Below are 24,796 nucleotides of genomic sequence, written 5' to 3' on the forward strand. Positions count from 1 at the left end.
ACTGGACACAAAGGTACTAAGCGCCGTAAGCTTTGGCCTGAACCATTGCATAGTTGTTGGCGTGCGCCGGCCAAACCGCTAGCTTGCACCGCAGTCGGCCTCCTCTCCTACTGTTTCTGCCTCAACTTTCGCCTGTTACCCGCTCATGGCCCACGCCCCTCACGAACTAGGCCAGGCCGGCGAAACGGCCGCCGCCAACCATTTTCTGGCCCAGGGCTACGAGGTGCTGGCCCGCGGCTACCGCCACGGCCGGGCCGAGGTGGACCTGGTGCTGCGGCGCGGCACCGAGCTGCTGGTATTCGCGGAAGTCAAGACCCGCTCCTCGGGCCAGTTCGGCCCGCCCGAAACATTTGTATCGGCCCGCAAAAAGGAGCTTTTCCGGCTCGCGGCCACGCACTTGCAAGAAGAACTGGACTGGCGCGGCGACATCCGCTTCGACATTGTGGCCCTCACCTTGCTCAGACAGGGCTTCCGCATCGAGCACTTCGAGGACGCGTTTTATTAGAAGCTCCCTGGCCGGTGCTACTTCTTCTTGGGCTGCACTTTGGTGGGAGCCTTGTAAACGGGGCGAGGCGTGTAGCCAGGGCGGCGCGTGGCACCGGGCCGGTCTGCGGCTTCGGGCTGGCCGCGCAGGTCTATATTCTTTTCCTTATCGTAAATGAGCTTAGCGCCGCGAGCGTATTCACGTATTAATTCAGGTTCGGTCACTTCGGGGTCATAGCCCGTTTCGGCGTACTGGTACTCGTAGCGACGGCGGCCAAGAAAGCCCCAGTATTTGGTCCAGATGCCCACACGCTTGCCGTTTTCGAACTGGCCGCGCCAGTCGGGCTGGCCGTTGATGAGAAATTTGGCATAATCGCCTTCCAGCTTGCCGTTTACGTAGGGCACCACCTCGTTGATTTTGCCCCGGTCTTCGCCGTAGTAGCTCACGTTGGCATCGCGCGGGAAACCCATTTCGTAGTGGGTTTTGGCCAGCAGCACGCCGTTTTTATCGAACCGCTCCCAGCGCAGGTGGCGGGTGCCGAGGGCGTAGTAGCCGGTTTCGAGCACCTTATTGTTCTGCATTTTCTTGTAGGGGCCGTGCAGGATTTTCAGGTTGGCGGCGTCCTCTTCTACGGCGGCCAGCTTCAGGATTCTGTGCTTCTTGGTGTCGTAGTAATAGTGGGCCGGGGCGTAGGAATTGACGGTTTTCGGATACTTCAGGAAGTAGAAAATCTCAATAATCTGGTTGCGTCCCTTGGGGCCGGTCTTGGTGAAAGCCCGCTTCATCTTCTCGCCCAGGAAGACGTTTTTCTTCTTCTTTTTCGATTTGCGCTGGGTGTCCTTCTCGGCATCCTTGGCGGCTTTTTCCTGCTCTTTGGTGAGCACTACCTTGCGGGCCGTGCTGAGCGAGGGCTTGCCGTTGAGCGAGTCGCCGGGGCGGGTGAGCGTGTCGAGGCCGAGCGCGGCCAACGCAGGCTGCTCGGGGTTGCTGTTGAAGGAAACGGCTTTGCGGGTGCAGGCCCATGGCAGCAGCGTGAGCAGCACCAGGGCCAGGACCAGAAAGCGTAGCGGCCGGAGCCACAGACTAATAATACGCATGAATCGCACGGGATATTTTCGCGGCATCAACGCAAAGGTAGGCCCGTTTGGTGCCCACCAAGCGCGGCGCTAAAACAGAAAAACGGACACCGACCCCGCCAGCTTGGTGGCCGCCCACGCCGCGCCAGGGAGCCGCCCGGCATTCGGCAGCCCAGCCCTTTATCTTTACCGGTTGCAATTCCTCTCCCCTTTTTCTTCCATGAAGCTACTGCTACTCTTAGCGGCCACCTTGCTGCTCGGCCAACTGCCCACCGTGGCCCATGCGCAGCCCACTACCCCGCCGGTTTCGGCCACCCCAACCCTCGAATTCATCGAAAACAAAGGCCAGTGGGACGGCCACGCCCGCTATGTAGCCGCCCTGCCCAGCGGCCGCCTCTTTGCCGAAGCCGACGGGCTGACCTTCGCGCTGCTTAGCGCGCCCGCCCTGGCCCACCACGGCGCAGCCACCCATCAAGAGCCCGCCGACGGACCGCCCGCCGCCCCGGCCGATTCGGTGTTTCGGGGCCATGCCGTGACGCTGCGGTTTGTGGGTGCGGCCCCCAGCGCCCGCCTAGTGCCCGCCGAGGCCACTGCCGACCGGCGCAACTATTTTCTGGGGGCCGACCCGCGGCACTGGGCGCAGGATGTGCGCGGCTACCACCGGCTGCGCTACGCCGGCCTGTGGCCCGGCGTGGATGCGCAGGTATACGAAAGCATTGACCAACAACTGGAATACGACTTTGAGCTGGCCGCCGGGGCCGACCCAGCGGCCATTGTGCTGCGCCACGACGGGGCCGAAAAGGTGCAGCTCGACGCGGCCGGCAACCTGCTGCTACAAACCAGCGTGGGCCGCATTGTGGAGCACGCCCCGCAGGCCTGGCAAACCGATGCGGCCGGCCAGCACCGCCCGGTGGCCTGCCGCTACCGGCTGGCCGCCGATGGCACCATCCGCTTCGCGCTGGGCGCTTACGACCGGCAACTGCCGCTGACCATTGACCCGGTGGTGGTGTTTTCGACTTACACCGGCTCCTTTGCCGATAACTGGGGCTTTACCTCGACGTATGACACGCAGGGCAACCTGTATTCGGGCGGCATTGTGTTTGGGGTGGGCTACCCGGCCAGCCCGGGGGCGTTTCGCACCACGTTTGCCGGCATCACGGACATTGCCATCATCAAGTACAACACGGCCGTGAGCGGGCCGGCGGCGCGGGTGTGGGCCACCTACCTGGGTGGCAGCAGTGCCGACTTTCCCACCAGCATGGTGGTGAACAGTCGGGGCGAGCTGCTGCTGCTGGGCACCACCTCAAGCCTCGACTACCCCACTACCACCGGGGCCATGCAGCGCACCTTTGCGGGGGGCACCCCCATAGACCCGTATGGCGGGGGCTACATTAACCTGTCCAACGGCTCCGACCTGGTGATAACCAGCTTCAATGCGGCCGGCGCGGCGCTGGTGGGTTCGACCTACCTGGGCGGCAGCGGTAACGACGGGCTTTTATCCTTCAACCAATTCCCAACAGTAGGCCAGTTGGTGAATAACTACGGCGACTCGTTCCGGGGCGATATTGTGGTGGATGCGGCCGACAACGTGTACGTGGCCTCACACACGGCCTCGCCGAACTTTCCGGTGGCGCGGGGCCTGGCCGGCGGCTACCGCGGCGGAGTCACCGATGGGCTGGTGCTCAAGCTCAACCCCGGCCTGACGGCCCTGGTGTGGGGCAGCTTCCTGGGCGGCAGCGCGGCCGATGCCGCTTACTCGCTGCAAGTAGAGCGCAGCAGCGGCGAGGTGTACGTGGCGGGCGGCACCACCAGCCCCAACTTTCCGACCACGGCCGGCAGCTACCAGCCAGCAGCCCCGGGCTACGTCGATGGCTTCGCGGCCCGCATCAGTGCCGACGGGCTCAGCCTGCGCCGGGCCACCTACGTGGGCACGCCGGGCTACGACCAGGCTCATTTCCTGCAGCTGGGCTCCGATGGCGGGGTGTACCTGTTGGGCCAAACCCTGGGCAATTTTCCCCGGACGCCGGGAGCTTTCACTACAACGAACGGCACCCTGTTCGTACAGAAGCTGGCCCCGGACTTGGGCAGCAGCCTGATTTCAACCGCCTTCGGCAGCACCGATGCCCGCAACGCGGCCCACGTTTCCCTCTCGCCCACGGCCTTTCTGGTGGACCAGTGCGACCGGGTGTACGTGTGCGGCTGGGGCGGCAGCTCCAACCAGAGTACCGGCATTTCCTATCTGGGCAACAACGGCTCAACGTTTGGCCTACCCGTGACGGCCGGAGCCATTCAGCCCACCACCGATGGCAACGACTTTTACCTGGCGCAGTTCACGGCCGGCCTCACGGGGCTGGCGTACGGCACGTACTACGGCCGGAACTTTGGCACGGGTGACCACGTGGACGGCGGCACGGCGCGCTTCGACCCGCGCGGCGTCGTTTATCAGGCGGTGTGCTCCTGCGTGGGCACGGGCTTTCCGATTCCGGGCGGGGTTAACACTTTTTCGACAGTCAACGGCAGCAATAACTGCAACAATGCGGCCTTTGTCCTGAACTTCCAGCCCGATGTTGCCAACGCCGGCACCGACCAGCAGGTGTGCGCCACGGCCGGCCCCCAGGCCCTGGTGGGCACCCCGGGCGGCGGCGTCTGGACCGGGCCGGGCGTGAGCGGCAGCGTGGCCACGGGCTTCGTCTTCACCCCTTCAATTGCGCTGCTGGGCCTGCAAACCCTCACCTACACCGTGGCCAGCACGGGCGTATGCACCACCATTGGCACCCGTCGCATCACGGTGAGCAACCCGCCCACGGTCACGTTTGCGCCGGTGGGCACGGGCGTGTTCTGCCGGGCCGTGACGGGCCCGGTGCTGGCCCGGGTGCCGCTAGTGGGCAGCCCAGCCGGTGGCACCTTTGGCGGCCCCGGCGTAGCCAACGGCGTTTTCGACCCCATGGTGGCGGGCGTGGGCACTCACAGCTTGACCTACAGCTATTTTAATGGCTGCACCGTGGTGCTGACGCAGCAGGTGCGGGTGGCTTTTGTATCGGCGGGAGTGGCGCAACGGCTATGCACCCCGGGGCCGCCAGTGGCCCTGATGGGCAGCCCGGCGGGTGGTACCTGGACCGGGCCGGGCGTGACGGGCAGCGCGGCCACGGGCTTTGTCTTTACGCCGGCCGCCGGGCTGGCCGGGGCCAATACGCTAACCTACACGGCTACCACCACGGCTCCGGCCACGGCGGCAACGTGTACGGCCAGCAATACCGTTGTTTTGACGGTGGTGCCCACGCCGGTTATCAGCCTCACGCCGCTGCCGACGCTATGCACGGCCACGCTCACGCGCCAGCGCCTGGCGGCCACGCCGGCCGGCGGCGCGTGGAGCGGGCCAGGGGTGGGCTTCGATGGCGCGGGCTATTTCTTCCAGTTGCCCCAGGGCCTGGTGGGCACCTACCAGTACACCTACACCGTGGGCGACAGTCCCTGCACGGTTTCAGCGGTGCTGAGCGTGGTGGTGGCAGGCGTGCCCGTGGTGACGCTGCCGGCCGATACGGTGCTATGCCCCGGCAGTACGCAGCCCTTCCGGCTGCGCGGCACCCCGGCGGGTGGCATCTGGACGGGGCCAGGCGTGACGGGCAGCCCGGCCACGGGCTACCAGTTTGCGCCAGCCGGGCTTACCGGCTTCGCCAACGTCGTGTACTCGGTGGCCAATGTGGGCTGCACGGGCACGGCCACCCGGCGCATATCCATCGCGCCGGTGCCGGACGTGGTGCCGTCGTGGGCTCCGGAAATCTGCGCCGAGGCCCGGCTGGCCCCGCTCACGGTGCGCTTCCGGCTGGCCAGCACTTCGAGCGTGACTTACACCGGGCTGATATGGGAGTTTGGCGATGGCACGCAGTCGACCGAGGTGAGCCCGCTGCACACCTACGCCACGCCCGGCAGCTACCAGCCCCGGCTGCGCACCCGCTACAACCAGGGCCGCTGCGAGACGCAAACCACCCTGCCCATGGTGGAAGTGAAGGAGCGCAAAGTTCCCAACATCATCACCCCCAACGGCGACGGCCAGAACCAGACCTTCCGGCTTGGCCCCGACTGCCCGCCGCGCCTCCAGGTGTTCTCGCGCTGGGGCCAGAAAGTGTTCGAGGCCGCCGCTTACCACGATGACTGGAACGCCGACGGTCAGCCCGATGGCGTATATTACTACCTAGCCAGCTACCCGGATGGCCATCAGCTCAAAGGCTGGGTGGAAGTGCGGCGGTAGCGGCACGTTTGGCGCAGCGAGGCAGGCAAAGTATTTGAGCAGTTAACAACTGCTTGACCGCGTTTTATGCGTACTACTTAGCACATTGTCTTTCAATTAGCGCACATGAAGCAATTGCTACTTTTGGGGCTGGGACTGCTGGCTGGTTTTAGCAGCCTGGCCCAGGCCGGTGGGTTTGATGGGCACGCAACACCCACGCTGGAGTTCATCGAAAACAACGGCCAGTGGGATGCCCACGCCCGCTACGCGGCGGCCCTGCCCGGCGGCCGGCTATTCGCCGAAGCCGATGGCCTGACCTTCGCGCTGCTGGCCGATGCTGGTCGGGCGCACCACGGGCGGCCCCCGGCCAGCCAGCCCGTGCGGGGCCACGCCCTCACCCTGCATTTCGAAAACGCCGCCCCCAGCCTGCTCACGGCCGAAACACTTACCGCCGAGCACCGCAGCTACTTCCTCGGGGCCGACCCCAGGCACTGGGCCGGCGATGTGCGCAGCTACCGCGCCCTGCGCTACGCCGGGCTGTGGCCCGGCATCGGGGCGCGGGTGTACGAAAGCGCCGACCAGCGCCTGGAGTATGATTTCACGCTGGCCCCGGGGGCTAACCCCGCCGCCATCGGCCTGCGGCACGATGGGGGCGATGACCTGACGCTGGACGGTGAAGGCAACCTAGTGGTGAAAACCAGCGTGGGCAACCTCACCGAGCGCGCCCCGCAGGCCTGGCAAACCGATGCCGCCGGCCAGCGCCGGGCCGTGCCGTGCCACTACGTGCTGGCCGGGCGCACCGTGCATTTTGCCCTCGGCCAATACGATACTTCCCGCCCGCTCACCATCGACCCGGTGGTGGTGTTTGCCTCCTACACCGGCGCAACGGCCGACAACTGGGGCTTCACGGCGACCTACGATGCCGAGGGCAACCTGTACTCGGGCGGCATTTCCTTCGGGGCCGGCTATCCGGCCAGTCCGGGCGCGTTCCAGACCACGTTTGCGCAGCTCATCGACATTGCCATCATCAAGTATAACCCCCGTGTGAACGGGCCGGCGGCGCGGGTATGGGCCACCTATATTGGCGGCAGCGGGCCTGATTTTCCGCATAGTCTGGTGGTCAATAATCAGGGCGAGCTGCTGGTGCTGGGCTCCACGGGCTCTGGCAATTACCCCACCACAGCCAGGGCCATGCAGCGCAATTTCGGCGGCGGCACGGCCGCCGCGCCGTTTGGCAACTTCGGGCCGCCCTACGACCTACCCACCGGCTCGGACCTCGTCGTGACCCGCCTGAACGCCAATGCCACGGCCCTGGTAGGCTCGACCTACCTGGGCGGCAGCGGCAACGACGGCGTGCTGCCGCTGAACCTCAACCTCTCGCCCTTTGGCGCTACCAAGCAGCTGGTGCATAACTACGGCGACCCTTTCCGGGGCGATATTCTGGTGGATGCGGCCGACAACGTGTACATCGCCTCGCACACGGCTTCGACCGATTTTCCGGTGGCGCGGGGCTTCGGCAGTACCTACCACGGCGGCACTTCCGACGGCGTGGTGTGCAAGCTCACCCCCAGCCTCACGGCCCTGACGTGGGCCAGCTACCTGGGCGGCACGGGGGCCGATGCGGCTTATTCCATTCAGCTGGAGCCCGTCAGCGGCGACGTATATGTGGCGGGCGGCACCACCAGCGCCGATTTTCCGACCACGGCAGGGGCTTTTCACGCCACCGCGTTTGGCGATGTGGACGGCTTTGCGGTGCGCATCGCGGCCGGCGGCACCAGCCTGCTGCGGTCCACCTACCTCGGTACGGCCGGCTATGACCAGGCGTATTTCCTGCAACTGGGCACCGATGGCGGGGTGTACCTGCTGGGCCAGACGCTGGGCCAGTTCCCCACCACGCCCGGCCTGTTTCACACGGCCAACGGCACGCAGTTTATTCAAAAGCTCGATGCGAACCTGGGTCAGAGCCTGCTCACCACGTCCTTCGGCAGCCTCGACCCCGACAATACGGGCCGCATCAGCCTCGACCCCACGGCTTTTCTCGTCGACCGTTGCGACCGGGTGTACGTGTGCGGCTGGGGCGGCATGGTGAACGGCCGCTACCTGCCCGATTTCCCAGCCGCCAGCCCGTACCAGGAAGGCAACGGCAGCACCACCAGCCTGCCCCTGACGACTGACGCGCTTCAGTCTGATACCGATGGCAACGACTTCTACCTGGCCCAGTTTTCGGCCGGCCTCACGGCCCTGACTTACGGCACGTACTACGGCAACGTGGACCCCAACGCCGAAGGCGAGCATGTAGACGGCGGCACCTCGCGCTTTGACCCGCGCGGCGTTGTTTATCAGGCGGTTTGCTCGTGCTTTTCTTATACGGGCTTTCCCATTCCGCCCGAGGCCAATACGTATTCGACCACCAACAACAGCGGGACGCTGGGCGGGCCGGCCGGCTGCAACAACGCGGCATTTGTGCTCAACTTCCAACCCAACATTGCCAACGCCGGCCCGGCGCAGGCGCTGTGCGTCACGAGCGGCCCGGTGGCGCTGGTGGGCAGCCCCACCGGCGGCACGTTCAGCGGGCCGGGCGTGACGGGCAGCGTAGCTTCGGGCTTCTTTTTTACGCCCACGCCCGCGCTGGTAGGCGTGAACACTGTGACGTACACGGTGCTGAGCACCGGTCTATGCACCACCACCGACACGCGTCGCATCACCGTGCTGGCCCCACTCACGGCCGGGGCCGATACCACGGTGTGCGCCGGCAGCCCGCAAGCCGTGCGGCTGAGCGGCATCCCGGCGGGGGGCACGTTCAGCGGGCCGGGGGTGACGGGCAGCGTGGCGGCGGGTTTCGTTTTCACGCTGCCAGCCAATTTCATGGGCACAGCAACGCTGACGTATACCGTCACCAACGTCACCTGTTCGGGGGCCAGCACGGCCACCCGGCGCATTTCGGTAGCGCCCGTGCCGCTGGTGCAGGCCAGCTGGCAGCCCGTGGCCTGTCCCGAAAGCCGTCAGGTCCCGCTCACGCTGCGCTTCACGCTGGTTAGCCCCGCTAATTCTTCAGCGCCCGCCGTGGTCTGGGAGTTTGGCGATGGCACGCAGTCGGCCGAGGTGAGCCCGCTGCACACCTACGCCACGCCCGGCAGCTACCAGCCCCGGCTGAGGCTACGCTACAACCTGGACCGCTGCGAAACCACGGCGACCACGCCGCTGGTAGAGGCCAAAGAGCGCAAAGTTCCCAACATCATCACCCCCAACGGCGACGGCCAGAACCAGACCTTCCGGCTTGGCCCCGACTGCCCGCCCCGCCTCCAGGTGTTTTCGCGCTGGGGCCAGCAGGTGTTCGAGGCCGCCGCTTACCATGATGACTGGAACGCCGACGGCCAGCCCGACGGCAGCTACTATTTCCTGGCCTCCTACCCCGATGGCCACCAGCTCAAGGGCTGGGTCGAAGTGCGGCGGTAGCCGCCGGCTCAACGCAGCCGTGTAACCACCCGCTGCCACAGCCAGCGCACATCGGCCCCACCCGGTACGATGTCCGCCCAGGTCGCCTCAATGGCCCGGCGGTAGCGCCCCACCAGGTACAGCACCCCGGCTGCGTAGGAGGCCGACATGCTCAGGGCCGCCCCCACGATGCCCAGCGGCGGCACCAACAGCAGACACGCAGGCACCGTCACGGCCAGCCCCAGCAAAGTAGCGCGGTTGTTGATGCCGTACTGGCCCGTGCCGGCGAAGTAGGTGCTGGCCTGCATGCCGGCCCCGTTGATGAGAATGCCCGGGGCCAGCGCCAGAATTACCCCGTGCGCCGCCCCGAATTCCGGCCCGAAAATGGTGGCCAGCCACCCGGCCGGCACGGCGGCCAGCCCGAGCACGGCTCCGGCTGTGGCCAGCAGCGTGAGGCGACTGCCGCGCAGGGCGGCATGGGTTTGCTCGCGTTTGTCAGGCGCGTTCACAAGGGCTACATACTGAATGAGTGCCGTGCTGCGCGGAATCAGCCAGATGGCCTCGGCCAGCGCCACCCCCACCGAGAGGATGCCCAACGCCCGCGTGTCGGCCAGGTACACCACGGCGTAGTAGCTAAAACGGTAGTTGGCGAAGGCCAGCAGGTTGCTCAAGTGCGCGCCCCGGCTGTGGCGGGCCAGTTCCCGCGCTGCCGCCCGGCGGCGGATGCGCCGGCTGCCCCAGGCATCGGGCAGGCGCAGCAGCAGCGCCGTGCTGATGAGCCAGGGCAGCCCGTAAGCCAGGTAGTTGGCGTAGTAATAGGCTTCGATGGAAAGCCAGCGCAACGGTCCGAATGCCACCGCCAGCGCCACCGCTAGTAGCCCGGCCTGGGTGGTGGTGAGCACGTTATAAGTCCGCTCCCGCTGCCGGCCCAGCAGCAGAAACACGTTGATGGACAGCAGCACCTGCACCAGCGCCACTGCCCCGAGGTGCAGCACGTAGGCCGCACTCACTGGCCGCAATAGGCCCACGAGCGCCGCCCCGCCCACGCTTACCAGCGCGCCCCAGCCGTAGGCGGGCAACAGCAGCAGCCACACGTTGCGGCGGGGCACCAGGTATATCAGCGACGAACCGCCCACCAGCCCGGCCAGCAGCGCCAGCCCCGACACATCGGTGATAAACAGGCTGACCTGCCCGCGCCCCGCCGCCCCCAGGTACCGCGCCGTGAGCCACACCACCGCGAAGCTGAGCCCCGCCGTGAGCACCCGCGCCGCAAAATGCTGGAGAATGCGCTTTATCATACCAAAAAGAACGTAGGGCGCATAATGCTAACGGAACCTGGACACCGGTTTTTGTACCGATTCTGTACTCTTATTACTCGTTTAATACCTTTTGATATAATTCCCAGAACGCCTGCCCCACTGCTGCCGGCGCACACCGCGCCGTAGCATCGGCCCGCAATTGGGTAGAATCGAAGGAAATCCGCTCGTCAATCACTTGTCTTAAAGCCGATTCCAGAGCAATTTCATCATTGGGATTTACGAGCAGGCCGAAGGTGTTTTCAGGTTGGAAAAGCTCGGGCACGCCGCCGGTGCGGGTAGCCACCACCGGGCAGCCGCTGGCCCGGGCCTCCAGCAGCACGCAGCCAAAAGTCTCGGCCCGGCTGAAAGATACCAGCGCGGTGGCACGGGCCATTTCGGCGGCCACGGCTTCGTGCGGCAGTTTGCCGAGGAAGGCCACGGTGCCATCATCCAGCAGGCCCAGTTCGGCCGCGTAGGCGTGCAGCGCCTGCTCATCGGGGCCGTAGCCGGCAATGCGCAGGCACAGGCCGGGCCGCGCGGTGCGCAACCGCGCCACCACCCGCAGCACACCGGAAATATTCTTCACCTGGTCGTGAAACGCCGAAACGTGCAGCAGCGTGGGTTCTTGGGTTGGTGGGTTGGTGGGTTGGCGGGTTGGTGCATTGGGGTGAAAAAGCTCGGTATCGACCACGTTGGCAATGACCACGGAGCGCGGATTCACGAACCCCAACGCGGCCATGGCCCGCCGCAGCCCATCCGATACGGTGTGTAGGGCCGCCGCCCGCCGCACCACAGCCCGCGTGAGCACCCGCCGCAGCCCGGAAATGCCGCCCGCCCGCTCGGGCAAATACAGCGTCCAGTGCTCTGTCACGATGAACGGAATGCCGCGCACTACCCGCAGCGCCCACGCAAACAGGCCCGTGCGCAGCAGCACATGCACATGCACTATATCAGGCCGCTGGCCGGCCCAATGCCGCCGCAGCCGCCGGTAGCCGCGCCGCAGGCACCAGAAATACAGCAGCAGCTTCAGCGGCTTATCAACCAGGGCCAGGCCGGTGGGCGCGGCGCGGTAGTAGTAGCGCAGCGTGGGCCACGCGCCGCTGAAATCCTCATCGGCCTCAATTAAACCCGGCAGCGGCCCCCGCGCTACGGCCGCGAACAGCACCGCCACCTCCGCACCGCCGTGCGCCGCGATGGCCGCCACGTGCCGCGCCACGAAGTCGCCGTCCTGGTCGTCGTAGCGGTTGGGGTACCACTTGGGCAGGTGCAAAACGCGGGGCGTTTTCAACGGTTAGTGGTGATTGATTAGTGGTTAATGGGTATGCAAAGCTAGGCTTTCGTTAACCAGTGGCTCCAAAAACAAAGCCGGCCCTGAAAATCAGGGCCGGCTTGTCGGTTATCAAAGTCAGCAAGAGTTAACCACTAACCGTTAAACACTCACCATTAAAATGAGTAGCGCAGGCCCAATTGGCCCTGCCAGCGCGAGGCCAGCTGGTCGATGGAGTAGGTCGCCGGCGTGCCGTAGGTGAAGGCCGGGCGGTTGAACGAGTTGGCGTTGTAGCTAGTCGAGATGGTGCCGGCGCCATCGGCGTAGCCCACTTGGGTGAGGCCGGTGCCCAGCGTCGAGTTAAAGGTGTTGGGCACGAAGTACTGCCGGCCCCAGCTGCTGTTCAGGAAATTGCCGAAGTTGATGATGTCCAGCGAAACCTGGATGGTGTGGCCTTTGGGCGCGATTCCGGCGGCGTTGGCTTCCAGGCTGCCGAGCTTCACGTCCATCATCAGGCGGATGTCGGCCTGGTTGTTCCAGGGGGTGCGGCCGGCGTTGCGCTCGGTGTACTGGCCCCGACGGGTTTTCAGGTAGCTGTCGTTGTCGATGAAGCTATTGAAGGCGGCGCTCTGGGTCCCGGAGGCATCCACGCCGTAGCCGTTGGGGTTGGTGACCGGCACCACGGGGCCGGCACCTTTGTTCACAAACACGATGTCGGAGCCCGAAGTGGGGATGTATGCCAGTTGCACGTTCTGTTGGCCGTTGCCGAAGAAGTTGTTGTTGTACACCCAGGTGTAGGGCGAGCCGCTGGCGTAGGTCAGCACCGAGGTAAAGTAGCCCGTGAAGCGCTCAGCAAAGGTTTTGTGCAGGTTGATGGAGGCTACCACGCGGTGGCGCAGGTCGAAGTTGGAGTAGGCCAGGGCGGGGTTGTTCACGTTCAGGGCCGGGTTCAACTCCCAGTTGCTCTGGGGCGAGTTGCGGATGCCGTTGCTGATGTCCTTGCTCTGCCCATAGGTGTAGGCCACCGAGGCATCGACCAGATTGTTAATCGTCTGGCCCACCGAGCCGGTGAGCTGGTAGCGGTAACCCTTCTGGGTGTTGGTCAGGAAAAAGGCGTTCGAGAAGCCCGAATTTACCTTGCCGCTGGCGTACACCGGGCTTTCGGTGGGGCCGTTGGCCAGGTAGGTCACCTTGTCGTTGAGGTTGATGTTCTCAAACTGCACGTCTTGCAAGGTCTTGGTGTAGAGGCCTTCCACCGAGAAGCGGGTGCCGGTTTTCAGCTTGAAATCGAAGGCCAGCGATGAGCGCCACACCTGCGGCATCTTGAAGTTGTTGTCCACCAGGTTCACTTCGGTGGGGCTGCCCTTTAGGTTGTTGGGGTCGTAGTTGGCCACCGGCAGCTGGCCGTAGATGTTGTTCGGGTTCTGATTCAGGTAGATGGTTTTGGGACCCGTGTTGGTGGCCGCCTGAATGTTGTTGTAGTCCACCGAGTTGAAATTCACGCCGTTGTTATAATAGGCGTAGCCGAACCAGGCAAACGGCACGCGGCCGGTGAAGATGCCCGAGCCGCCGCGAATCACGAACGACTGGTCGCCCTTCACGTCGTAGTTGAAGCCCAGTCGGGGCGAGAACTGCACCTGGCCCAGGTAGTTGTTGTTCAGCGAGGCCCAGGGGGTATGCGAGTAGGTCTGGTTCAGGGTGTTCGCGTCGTTCTGCGGGTTATTCACCAGGGCCGTGTTCAGGGCCGGCTTGGTGGGCAGCGAGGCGATGTCGAAACGGATGCCGGGCGTGATTTTCAGCTTATCGGTCACGTTCCACTCGTCCTGGAGGTAGGCGCTGTAGAAGTTGATGTTGAAAGCGGCCGACGGGTTGTTGTAGTTGTAGCCGTAGGAGTTGTCGCCCACCGTGCCGTTGTTGTACGTGCCCCGGATGCGGCTCGGCTTGTCGGTCAGGAAATCGTTGACGCTGTTGTACTCGATGCGGCCGTTCCAGGAGTTGATGAAGCCGTAGTCGATGTTGTAGAACTCGTTGTGCGTGCCCAGCGTGAGGGCATGCGCCCCCACGTAGTACGTGAAGTTGTCGGTGAGCTCAAACGTCTTCTGACGGGTGTTGAAGATGCTGGCCTCGCGGTCGGAGCCGAGCAGAATCTGGTTCGAGCCCGAGTAGTAGGTCGAAGAACCGGGCGTGCCCAACGTGGTGCCCACATTGTTAATCTGCACGGCCGGAAACAGGTTGGCCTGGCCGCCCAGCAGGTCGCGGTAATCGTGAATGTTGGTGTAGCCCAGAATCAGGTTGTTGGCAAACTTGCTGCTGAAGTTGCTCTTCACTTCCAGCACCGTCGAGTTTTGCACGTTGTGCTGGGTGAAGTCCTGCGAGCCAAACTTGAACAGGCTGCCCGACCGCTCCAGGTTGGTGGCCTCCGAGGTGATGAAGTTGTGGCGCAGCGCAATGCTGGTTTTATCGTTCAGGTTGAAATCGATACGCCCGAAAATCTTGTTGCTGTTCGCGTGGATGTTGTAGTTGCCGTACTCGCCCACGTTGTAGTTGGCGGTGCCCAGCGAACCGTCGGCGTTTTTCACCGTGTAGTTGCTCAGCTTGTTGGTGATGGCCTGGGCCAAATCCGTGGTCACGGGCGAGCCGGGCGTGCCGGCGGCATAGAACTGCGGCTCGGTACGGCGGGCAATTTCGGCGTTGGTGAAGAAGAACAGCTTGTTCTTAATAATAGGGCCACCCACCCGGAAACCCGTCTGGTAGTCGTGGTAGTCCGAGCCGATTTTCGACTTATCGCCGTCGATGCTGCGGCCGGTCACGCCCTGGTTGCGGCCGAAACCATACACCGAGCCTGTAAACTCGTTGGTGCCGGAGCGCGTCACGGCGTTGATGGAGCCGCCGGTGAAGTTGCCTAATTTCACATCATAAGGGGCCACCGAGGCCTGAATTTCCTGAATGGCATCCAGCGAAATCGGGTTGGCGCGGGCCGAGCCGCCGGGCAGACCGCTGCTACCGCTCTGGCCGCCGAGCGAAGGCGAAAAACCAATGGCGTCGTTATTCACGGCGCCATCCAGGGTAATGTTGTTGTAGCGGAACGAGCTGCCCGCGAAGGAGTTATTCGAGTTTCGCGGGTCGAGGCGGGTAAAGTCCGTGATGCTGCGCGAGATGGTGGGCAGCTGCTGGATAGCCGCGCTGCCCACGTTGGTGCCGGCTCCGGTTTTGGTGGCCTGGGTGTTGCCCACCACCACTACTTCGTTCAACTGCTGGGCTTCGGCCGCCAGCACGAAATTGAGGCGGGTGGTATTGCCCAGCGTTAGGTACACGTTGTCAATCTTCTGCTCCTTATAGCCCACGTAGGTCACCACCACTTCGTAGGGGCCGCCGGGGGCCAGGTTCGGAATCGTGAAGCGGCCGTCGGGCTCGGTGCCGGTGCCGCGCTTGGTGCCGGTGGGCAGGTTGGTGGCCACCACGGTCACCCCAATAAGTTCTTCTCCTTTGTCAGAAGTCACTTTTCCGCTCAGCGCGGACGTCGTTACCTGGGCCGAAGCCAGGTGTTGAATGACCAGAAAAAGCAAGCTGAAACAAGTAGCTCGCACTCCATTAACATACTTCATGATGAAGGGGGGAATGTTTGAGCCACAAAGTTCCGGCAGTATCCAAGGGCGTAACATGAAGATTGATTCATGAAATTGTTACGCCTCAGACTGGTTGGTAACAATAAGGCAACAACCCCGCCCTGCCGGTCCCGTTGGCCCGCTCATCAAAAAAGCCTGCCCCACAACTGGGGCAGGCTCTTCATTTAGCTTACTTTAAATCGAATAAACCGAAGTATAAATAACTGCTATCAGTAACGGTATCTACTACTTACTTAGACACCACGAAGCGCACCGATTGCACGATTTCGCCGGTGGTCACCGTGGCCACGTACATGCCGGGGGCCAGCGTAGCGGGCAGCAGCAGGCGCTGCGGGCCGGCGGTCAGCTTGCCGCCGTTCAGCACCACGGCCACTTGGCGGCCCATCATGTCTACCACGCGCACGGTGGCGGTGGTAGCAGTTTTCACTTCAAAGCCCAGAGTAGCGGCAGTGCCATCGGTCGGGTTCGGCGACACGGTGAGGGCTTGCAGCGGGGCGTTGATGACTTCGCGGTTGGCCAGGGTTTGGCCGGCCACATTGTAGCAAGTGATTTGGGGGTTAAAGTTAACCCAGCCGGTAGCCCAGTTAGTAGCACCAAAAGCACCACGGTAGGTTACTACGTCGAAGGTACTATTCGGGCCACCGTTGCCGGCACCGGTCAGTTTGGCGTTGGTGAAGGCGGCACCCGTGTTCAAGAGCGAGGCGGCGGGCAGGTTAAAGGCCGGCGCGCAGGCCCGATTGGCCGGGCAGTTGCCTTCAAAGCTGAAGTTATCGGCGTTCAAACCCAGAGCGGCCACCGTACGGGTCGTGTCATTGCTGCTGCCCACGAAGGCATTGACGTTGAAGCCGGCCGTGACGCCACTGTTGCTGGTGACGCGGGCCACGCGGGCGGGGGTGCTGTACCCGGCAAACACGTTGTTAGCCAGCACCAGCGAGCCGTTGGCCGCGTTGTTTGTGGTCAGGTTGCTGGAGTTGCTGTTCAGTTCCACGCCGAAAGGACGGCCTACGAATACGGTATTGAAAATGCTTTCGGCCGACCCGCGACGAAGCAGGGCGCCGTCGGCATTGTTGAATGGCGAAGCAGCGGCCGGCGTCGGGGGCAGGAAGACGCTCATGTTGGAGAACACCGCCGAAGTGGTGGGCGTGTTGGTGGTGCCGGTGGCGTCGTTGTCGCTTTCAAAACCGTTGGATACGCCGCCCGAAGCGGTGTCGCCGCGGCGGGGGTCGCGCACGGCCAGGCCGTACTGCACCCGGCCCGAGAAGCCGTTGTCGGTGTCAAAGTCGTCGTCGGTAGAACCCAGCGAAATCAAATACTTGGCATTCACCGTGCCCCCGAACCACTCGAAGGAGTCATCGCCCGAGGCCGACACCTGAACATGGTCGATGGTGGTGCCGGAGCCCACGCCGCACAGCGTCAGGCCGTTGATTTCGCTGTTGAGGGAAAAGGCCACGCCAGCGAACTCGATGCGAACGTAGCGCAAGATGCCGGAGTTATCGGCCGGCAGGTTGGCAGTAGAGCCGCCAAAGGTGGCCACCACGCCGCCTTCGACGTTGGTAACGGCTGGCAGGTTGGCCGGGGCGCGGCCCACCAAAATCACCCCGCCCCAATCGCCGGGACCACGCGAGCCGGCCGGCTGGTTCGAGGTGAACACGATGGGCTGGGTAGGCGTCCCATCGGCAATGAGCATACCGCCCTGGCGAACGATGAGGGCGCCTTGGTTGGTCAGGTCGCCTTTGATGATGGTGCCCGGCTCGATGGTCAGCGTCACGCCACTGTTCACATATACCGCGCCGTTGAGCAGGTAGATGTTGTTGCGCGTCCAGGTGGTGTTGGTGGTGATGTCCAGGCCAGTTTTAGCGGGCGAGCCGGTACCGACCGAAATCACGTTCGAGGTGGCGGGGCACTGCGCCTGCGCAGCCGACGCGGCCATAACCAGCGCAGCTAAAACCGGGAGTATGATTCTCTTCATGATGTGAGTAAGATGAATGGGTGAGGATGCTTAAGCAATGGTGTCGCAAAGGTCAGGCGGCACAGCGACAAGCCGCCATAAAAGCGCGTTACCTTTTGACAATGGTTGGGTTACGTCAATGTTACCCCCGCTGCGAACGAGGCTAGAAGCGGAACGTAGCCCCGAGCGTAGAGTAGGTGCCGCGCTTGTACCGGGCAAAGGCCGCGCCGTCTTCCACGCCGTTTATTTTGCCGTTGCGGTCGAAATCGTAGTACTGCCGCACTTCCTGATTGAGCAGGTTTTGAATCCCGGCCCGCACCTCGAAATGGGTACCAAAGCCCTTGGTGACGGCCAAGTCCACCACATTCCGCGGCATCTCTATCACCGAGGGGTTCTGGAATTTGTCGCCGACAAAAGCAATGCGCGGCCCGATAACGTTGTACTGCGCCGACACCTGCCAATGGTTCTCGTCGTCCTGGTAAAAGATGCCCAGGTTCACCACGTAGGGCGACTGGCCTTGCAGCGGCCGGTTGCTTAGGGCAAAGTTCTTATTGACGGCCAGCGCCGTGTCCAGGTCCACCCGGCTGCGAATGAATGAGGCGTTCATCACGAACGAAATGCGCTGCATGAACCGGTTCTGAGTAAGGTCGCGCAACGACTTGCGGGCTTCCATCTCCACGCCTAGGTCGTAGGCGCGGTCGGCATTTTGATAAGTGAGCACCAGTTCGGAGCCAGTAACCAAGCTGGTTATCTGTTCAATAGCGTTGTAAAACCGCTTGCCAAACACCCCAACCGAAATCATTTCCGAGCGGGATGGGTAAAACTCATAGCGCAGGTCAGCGTTGTAAATGCGCGCCGTACGCAACGCGGCGTTGCCCTTTATCGAAAAGTTGTTGCCGAAATCATAGTAGTTATACTCTGCTACTTCGCGAAACTCCGGACGGTTCACCGACTCACTCAAGCCGGCGCGCAGCAAATGGCGTTCATTGAAGTTGTAGGTCGCGTTGAGCGAAGGCAGCACGAACGTGCGGGTTTCTTCATAGTCACTGCCTTGCGAGCCTTCCGATGCCAGCGTTTTGCGGTTGTACTCCACGCGCACACCGCCGGTCAGGTTAAAGCGGTCGGATAGGGGCGCTACTCCGCTCAGGTAACCCGCTACCAGCCGGTTCTGGCCTACATAATGGTCCTGAGACTGCGTCGTTTCCTTCACCACCAACCCCGTGACGGGGTCCAGGTTTTGCGGGCTGAAAATGGTTTCGAGCGGCTGGTCGAGGATAGTTCGGTCGAAGGCACGGCCCGGGGCCGGCACGTAGTTGAAGGTCCGGCTGTCGTAGGTCCGCTTTTTTTCTTCGGTATAAAAGCCCAGCCGCAACTTGTACTGGTTGGCGCTCAGCGTATCGCGGCCCGAAAACTGGCGTTCCAACTGCCCACTGCCCATGTAGGTGTTTTCGTTCAGCGTCGAGTAGAAGCGAGCACTGGTAGTGGCTACGGGGTACACCGAAACCTGGTACGGCGCGGGGTTCAGGTCGCCGGGTTTGCTGGCAATGTAGTCGCGGGTCTGCTGGTTCTGGCGGTAGTCGGGTTCGTTGCGGTTCACGTAGTTGTAGCCAGCGGCCCACGCAACCGTGGTGCGGCTGGCGGGCCCTACCACGTGGTTTCCGCTCAGCTGGCCCGAGTAAATACTACGGCTTTGGTAGTGCAGGGCGTAGTCGTTGCGCTCTTGGTTGTCATCAATGTTTACCCCCTGGCGCCGTACCACTTCATCGGTGCCATACTGATTGAAAAAGTTGCGAAACTCTACCCGACTGCGGTCGCTCAGACGTACTTGGTAGTTATGAATCACACCGAGGCGTACCGCCGACAGGCTGCGGGTGTCTTGGTAATCGAACAGCTTGCCGGGCAGCACGTCCGGCTTCTTGGGGTCGTAAAATGAGAAGCGCTGGCGTTGTACCTGATTCTGTTCCTGCGTGTTGGAGTAGGAAATAGACGTCACGTTGCTCACATACACGGAGCCAATTTCAAATTTGCGGTTGATGCCGAGCGAGAGACGCAAGTCGGGCCGCGACGTGATGATGCGCGGCAGAAACTCGTTGCGCAAGTCATTGCGCACACTGCCCAGCTGCTCTGCGTTGGTGGTCTGTTGCGATGTAGGATTAAAGCCGGCCAGGGTGCTCGGCATCTTACGCTGCCCATTATCGAAGCCCAAAAAATCAGTTGAGCTATGGTCAGACTGTAAGAAACCGCCCTTAAACGTATTAGTCGAGCGGTTCCAACCCGAAATCGAGAAGCTGGTCGTGTTCTCCAGCACCGAGTTTTTGGTGTACACCTTCACCACGCCGCCACCAAACTCGCCCGGCAGCTCCGGCGCACCCGACTTAAAAATCAGTACCCGGTCAATAACGGACGAAGGCAGAATATCGAACGAAAAAGAGCGGGTGTCCACCTCGGCGCTGGGCGTGAGGGCATCGTTCAGCAGTACGGTATTGTAACGCTCGGCCAGACCGCGAATCACGATAAAGTTGTTGTTCTGCACGGTTACGCCCGGAATGCGCTTCACCACTTCGGCCGCGTCGCGGTCCAGGGTTTTCACAATCTGGTCGCTGCTCATGCCGCTCACCACCACCTCGCTTTTTTTGAGGTCCTGAATCATGGCCACTTCGGTACCGGTCTGCTTCACGCCGGTCACGGTTACTTCGGTCAGGCTGGTGGCGCTTTCCTCCATCGTGCCGTTCAGCGTGGTGGTTTCGCCGCTCTTAATAACGATGCCGGGGAAAGTGAGCGGCTTGTAGCCCACGTAGGTCATCGTGATATTATAGGTGCCCGCGTCGAGGGGTAGCGAATAGCTGCCGTCCACGTTCACGGGGGCCGCCAGGGTTGTGCCCGTCACCAGCACCGTAGCCCCGATAACGCCCTCACTGGTCTTCTTATCGGTCACTTTGCCCGCCAGCGTGCCTTGCTGGCCAAAGGCTATGCCGTTAATAAACAACCACAAAAACCCAAGTAGGCAGTACCGCATATCATCTATGTTGGTTTGATGAAGCAAAATTACCGGGGGCCTGTTACGGCACTGTAGCCCCTATATTGCCCTATTGTTATGTCCCGTTCCATGGGTTTTTCATTACCTGTTCAGCAATTACTTTTGCGGCCTTTTTAGCCTTTTTTAAGGCAAACGATGCCATGCCACTAACTGCCTGGCGTGAATGCTGTTCCTTTGCAGTCGCAACCACCGGCCCCGGTCCGTGGCCCCGCTTCCCGCTCACCGCTACTCCCCCACCGGATGCTCCTCTCCATGACCGGCTACGGCCAGGCCCACCGCGAAACCGACGCCTACACCGCCACCCTCGAAGTCAAGTCGCTCAATTCTAAAACCCTCGACCTGACCCTGCGCCTGCCCCGCTTCCTGCTCCACCACGAGCTCGAAATTCGCAATACCGTGGCCAAGGCCCTGCTGCGCGGCAAAGTCAACCTCAACCTCGATTTCGTGCGGCCCGCCGCCACTCGCGCCGCCGCCACGCTCAACCGCGAAGCCTTAGTGGCGGCCTACCACGAGCTGCAAGCCGTGGCCGACAGCCTGGGCCTGCCCACCGGCGAAGCTACCCTGCTAGCCGCCCTGCGCCTCCCTGGCGTCATGCCCAGCGCCAGCGAGGCGCGCGACGCCGAGCCCGCCGCCGAAGACGTGACCTGGGCCGAGTTGCAGCCGCTGCTCATGCAGGCGCTGGCCGCCATGCAGCAGTTCCGGCAGGACGAGGGCCACACCCTCACCACAGAAATCATGGGCTATATCGCCACCATCCGGCAGCAACTCGCCGCCGTGGAGCAGCACGACCCCGCCCGCATCGAGCACGTCCGTCAGCGCCTGGCCGGCCACCTCGCCGAGCTCACCAGCCACGAGCAGTTCAACGCCACCCGCTTCGAGCAGGAGGTGCTGTACTACATTGAAAAGCTGGACATTGCCGAAGAAAAAGTACGCCTGGCCGCCCACCTCGCCTACTTTGAGCAAGCCGTGCTCCAGCCCGACGAAGCCGTGGGCAAAAAGCTCGGCTTCCTGGCCCAGGAAATTGGCCGCGAAATCAACACCATCGGCTCCAAGGCCAACGACGCCACCGTGCAGCACTTGGTGGTGGGCATGAAGGAGGAGCTGGAAAAAATCAAGGAGCAGCTCAACAACATTCTCTAAGCCAGCGCCGGCTTTTTTACTAGCCGCGTTGGCCTGAGCAAGCTGACCGTTCGCCCGGCAAAAGCGTCAGTTGACCGAAAATGCGCAGACCAAATTGAATTATACCAATTAATTTTAAACACTGGTGACGAACCGTGTGCTACCTGGCCGGAAAATTGTGTAGCGTCACCATATAAGCCCTTATGCCTTCAAACGTTCGATTGATAGGCATTTATTGTTAATTTTAAAACCGGCCCGGCACTCGTTTCAAAAAAAATCGCAATATTTGTGCGTTCAAAGTTGGATATCTGATTATTGTATCTAACTTGGGTTTACAAATAGGCCGTTAGTTACCAACCCCCTTATCCCCCATTAGTATGAAATCTACACTTTTACTCTGTATTCTGGGACTTTTACTAACCGCTGCGCGTCCCGCATCTGAAATTGAACTCGTCAAGAAGCGGGTGCTCAGCGAGCGGGTTGAAATCCTCATTCCCAAGGGCTTTGAGGTGATGACCGAGCAGCAGATGGATTTCGCCTACGCCAAAGCCCAGAGCCGCCCAAGCGTTATCTTCACCAACAACAACCTCATCAGCCTCGCCTTCAACTACAGCGACAACGATGCCGACCAGGACATGGTCGACATCTACTCCGCCTCGTTCGGCAAGACCTACCACAAGCAGTACAAGGACGCTACCTGGTTCGGCGATGGTGTGAAAAACATCAACAATCGCAAAGTGGGCTACCTCGAATTCATGAAGCCCGAGATGGGCCACGAGGTATACACGCTGGTTTTTTTCACCGACGTGGAGGGCAAGCTGATGATTTGCACGTTCAACTGCGCCGACCGCCAGAAGCCCGAGTGGGAGCCCATCGCCAAGCAAATCATGCTTTCGCTGAAGGCCAAAGGCTAATATCCCTGCAAATCAGTACCGTAGTCGGTGGTTGAACATTAGTTCGGCCACCGACTATTTTTTTGCGGCCGGGGCCGCGCCTTCTTCGTTCAGGAAATCGCGCACCAGCCCGAAGGCCCCGGCAAAACCGGCCAGCGACAAGGCTTTGGGCTGGTCGTTCACGTCGTGGTAGGCCGCGCTGCCGCCGCGCGTGTACAGGAAAAACGCGGGCACCCTGGCTTCGGAAAACGGGAAGTGGTCAGAGTTGGCGGCGCGGCCGCGGGCACCCAGAGCGGGCAGGTAGTGGTGAGCGTCGTTGATGGCCACGAGGCGGCGGTAAGCCGTATCAAATACTTTCCCGTTGACCACGGTGGCCCCCTGCTCGCCGGTGCCCAGCAGGTCGAGGTTGAATAGGAACTTGATACTTTTGAGCGGTACCAGCGGGTGCGCCACGAAGTAACTAGAGCCCACCAGCCCGGCTTCCTCACCCCCAAACAGCAGGAACACGACGGAATATGCCGGACGGTTTTCGGGGCGGGCGTAGTAGGCGGCCAGCTCCAGGAGCAGGGCCACGCCGCTAGCGTTGTCGTTGGCCCCGGGGAAGTACACGTCCTTGCCCATCATGCCGAGGTGGTCGTAGTGCGCCGAAACGATGAGGAAAGAATCGGGCCGGATGGACCCGCGCACCACGGCGGCCAGGTTCTGGGTCTGGTAGTTGCGCTGGAGCTGGGCGTCGACGCGCACGGTACTCCACACGGTGCGGCCCTGGGGCGCACCGGTGGCGGTATCGCCAAAAATGGCTTTATCGAGCCACATCGGCACCTTTTCGGCCAGCACTTCCACGCGGGGCTGGGCGGCTTGCTCGGCAGCCAGCGAGGCGGTGAGCTTGGGCACCACGGTAATCCAGGCGGCGGCGGCGTTCAGGTGCTGGCGCAGGGCGGCGGGCAGCGTGGGCAGGCGGCTGGCATCGGCGGCGCGCAACAGCAGGATGCGGCTGTTCCACTGCGTGCGCAGGTAGCGGGCCTGCACCGAGGCTTTGGTGAACACCAGCGTATCGAGCAACAGCAGGCGGCCCTTGGCAGTGCCCGTGCCCGAATTGGGCGCGGCAATGCAGGCCGTGCCCGCCTTCCAGCTCGTCATTTTGCCGGCCGCCCCATCGGCTTTGATGGAGGCGCTCACCCGCCCCGGAAACGTGTTTACGTCCAGCGTAAAGGGCTGCGTGTAGTTGGGAGCCAGCGGCGTTAGTTTCAGTGCGGTAAGCTGCTCGCGCAGGTAAGCGGCGGCCAGGTGCTCGCCCTGCTTCACGTAGCCCCGGCCGTAAAGGCCGGGTGCGGCTAGCGCCTTGATGGTGCGACGGGCACGGGCGCGCACCAAGTAGGCGTTTTGCGCCCGCCCGCGCAGCGGCGCGGCGCTGAGCGTGGCGGCAGCGGCCAGCACCAGCCACGGCCCGCTGGCCAGCGGCCGGGCAAGAGGGCCAGACTGGCGGGCCGACCACACGGCGGCCACGCCCACGGCCAGCGCCGCGCCAATGCTGTCGCTCAGCAAATCGGACCATTCGCCGTGGCGGCCCAGGCGCATTGTCATTTGCAGCACTTCGATGAGGGCTCCGAATAGGATGCTGCCGGCCAGCACACCCCAGCCGGCGTGGCGGGCCAGCCGGGGCCAGCGGCGCTGCCGGTGCAGCGAAAACCAGCTTAGGCCCGCCAAAACGATGAACACGCCCGCGTGGGCGGCTGTGTCGAACGACAACAGCTCCCACACGGGCGTGCGCGGCATTTCATCAGAAGGGGTAAGCGTGAGGACCAGTACTACGGCGGCCCACAGCAGCGGCAAAGCGGCGTAGGGACGGCGGGACTGGGGGATTGCAGGCGTTGGCTTGGGGTTAACGAAATCAGACATCGCGGCGCACAAGCGAAAGCCATGCTAGTTTTTTAGGCCCCCACCAGCTCGCCGTAGGCATCGGCGCTGAGCAGCTCGGCCAGCTCCTCGGGCTTGGCGATGGAGATTTTCACCATCCAGCCGTTGCCGTAGGGGTCCGAGTTTACGGTTTCGGGGGCGTCGGCCAGCTTATCGTTTACCTCCAGCACGGTGCCGGTGATGGGGCTGAACAGGTCCGAAACCGTCTTCACGGCCTCCACCGTGCCGAATACTTCGTGCTGGGCCACGTCCTTATCAAGCGTGTCGATGTCGACATATACAATGTCGCCCAGCTCTTTCTGCGCGTGGTCGGTGATGCCGATGTAGGCAACGTCGCCTTCAACGCGAATCCATTCGTGGTCCTTGGTGTAGTGCAGGGTGGCGGGCAGGTTCATTTTTAAGGAGTTAAGAGTTAGGAGTTAAGAGTTAAGAGTTAGGAGTTCGATTAGTGACCTCCAGCTCGGACTC

The 24,796-nt window shown here is 62.7% G+C and carries 13 protein-coding genes; 5 read left to right on the top strand and 8 right to left on the bottom strand.

The genetic code is table 11. The annotated features are described in order from the left end of the window. Positions 1 to 145: 145 nt before the first annotated feature. Entirely contained in the window at positions 146 to 505 is a 360-nt protein-coding gene (locus ACVWYF_RS06680) for a YraN family protein (protein WP_457065902.1), read from the top strand. A 17-nt stretch (positions 506 to 522) separates the two neighbouring features. On the opposite strand, the gene ACVWYF_RS06685 is transcribed toward ACVWYF_RS06680, so the two are convergent. Further along, positions 523 to 1,581: a toxin-antitoxin system YwqK family antitoxin gene (locus ACVWYF_RS06685; RefSeq protein WP_457065904.1), complete on the bottom strand. Its 1,059-nt coding sequence runs from the start codon at positions 1,579 to 1,581 to the stop codon at positions 523 to 525. A 199-nt stretch (positions 1,582 to 1,780) separates the two neighbouring features. Here ACVWYF_RS06685 and ACVWYF_RS06690 point away from each other — a divergent pair, with 199 nt between their 5' ends. Both ACVWYF_RS06690 and ACVWYF_RS06695 read left to right on the top strand, forming a co-directional pair. Then, positions 1,781 to 5,809 (top strand): DUF7948 domain-containing protein, encoded by a 4,029-nt coding sequence (locus tag ACVWYF_RS06690; RefSeq protein ID WP_457065906.1) that lies wholly within the window; start codon positions 1,781 to 1,783, stop codon positions 5,807 to 5,809. Positions 5,810 to 5,914: 105 nt separating this feature from the next. Continuing rightward, positions 5,915 to 9,244 (top strand): DUF7948 domain-containing protein, encoded by a 3,330-nt coding sequence (locus ACVWYF_RS06695; protein ID WP_457065908.1) that lies wholly within the window; start codon positions 5,915 to 5,917, stop codon positions 9,242 to 9,244. Positions 9,245 to 9,252: 8 nt separating this feature from the next. On the opposite strand, the gene ACVWYF_RS06700 is transcribed toward ACVWYF_RS06695, so the two are convergent. The 5 genes from ACVWYF_RS06700 to ACVWYF_RS06720 all read right to left on the bottom strand — a co-directional run bounded on the left by ACVWYF_RS06700 (position 9,253) and on the right by ACVWYF_RS06720 (position 20,378). Continuing rightward, the gene (locus tag ACVWYF_RS06700; RefSeq protein ID WP_457065910.1) at positions 9,253 to 10,521 is read right to left on the bottom strand and encodes a lipopolysaccharide biosynthesis protein; all 1,269 of its coding nucleotides are present in this window, start codon (positions 10,519 to 10,521) and stop codon (positions 9,253 to 9,255) included. A 73-nt stretch (positions 10,522 to 10,594) separates the two neighbouring features. Beyond that, the gene (locus ACVWYF_RS06705; RefSeq protein ID WP_457065912.1) at positions 10,595 to 11,809 is read right to left on the bottom strand and encodes a glycosyltransferase; all 1,215 of its coding nucleotides are present in this window, start codon (positions 11,807 to 11,809) and stop codon (positions 10,595 to 10,597) included. 155 nt (positions 11,810 to 11,964) lie between these two features. After that, the gene (locus tag ACVWYF_RS06710; RefSeq protein WP_457065914.1) at positions 11,965 to 15,393 is read right to left on the bottom strand and encodes an outer membrane beta-barrel protein; all 3,429 of its coding nucleotides are present in this window, start codon (positions 15,391 to 15,393) and stop codon (positions 11,965 to 11,967) included. 250 nt (positions 15,394 to 15,643) lie between these two features. Then, the gene (locus ACVWYF_RS06715; RefSeq protein ID WP_457065915.1) at positions 15,644 to 17,383 is read right to left on the bottom strand and encodes a T9SS type A sorting domain-containing protein; all 1,740 of its coding nucleotides are present in this window, start codon (positions 17,381 to 17,383) and stop codon (positions 15,644 to 15,646) included. Between the two features lie 142 nt (positions 17,384 to 17,525). Then, positions 17,526 to 20,378, bottom strand: a complete 2,853-nt coding sequence (locus ACVWYF_RS06720) for a TonB-dependent receptor domain-containing protein (protein WP_457065917.1) — start codon at positions 20,376 to 20,378, stop codon at positions 17,526 to 17,528. A gap of 261 nt (positions 20,379 to 20,639) precedes the next feature. Between ACVWYF_RS06720 and ACVWYF_RS06725 the strand changes: the two genes are divergently transcribed. Beyond that, positions 20,640 to 21,539, top strand: coding sequence for a YicC/YloC family endoribonuclease (locus ACVWYF_RS06725; RefSeq protein ID WP_457065919.1), 900 nt, complete (start codon positions 20,640 to 20,642; stop codon positions 21,537 to 21,539). 356 nt (positions 21,540 to 21,895) lie between these two features. After that, positions 21,896 to 22,432, top strand: coding sequence for a hypothetical protein (locus ACVWYF_RS06730; protein WP_457065921.1), 537 nt, complete (start codon positions 21,896 to 21,898; stop codon positions 22,430 to 22,432). A gap of 54 nt (positions 22,433 to 22,486) precedes the next feature. Here ACVWYF_RS06730 and ACVWYF_RS06735 read toward each other — a convergent pair whose 3' ends face one another. Further along, positions 22,487 to 24,310: a VanZ family protein gene (locus tag ACVWYF_RS06735; protein ID WP_457065923.1), complete on the bottom strand. Its 1,824-nt coding sequence runs from the start codon at positions 24,308 to 24,310 to the stop codon at positions 22,487 to 22,489. A gap of 32 nt (positions 24,311 to 24,342) precedes the next feature. Continuing rightward, positions 24,343 to 24,723, bottom strand: coding sequence for a glycine cleavage system protein GcvH (gcvH, locus tag ACVWYF_RS06740; protein ID WP_457065925.1), 381 nt, complete (start codon positions 24,721 to 24,723; stop codon positions 24,343 to 24,345). Between the last annotated feature and the right edge of the window lie 73 nt (positions 24,724 to 24,796).

The sequence above is a fragment of the Hymenobacter sp. UYAg731 genome, from assembly GCF_054061335.1.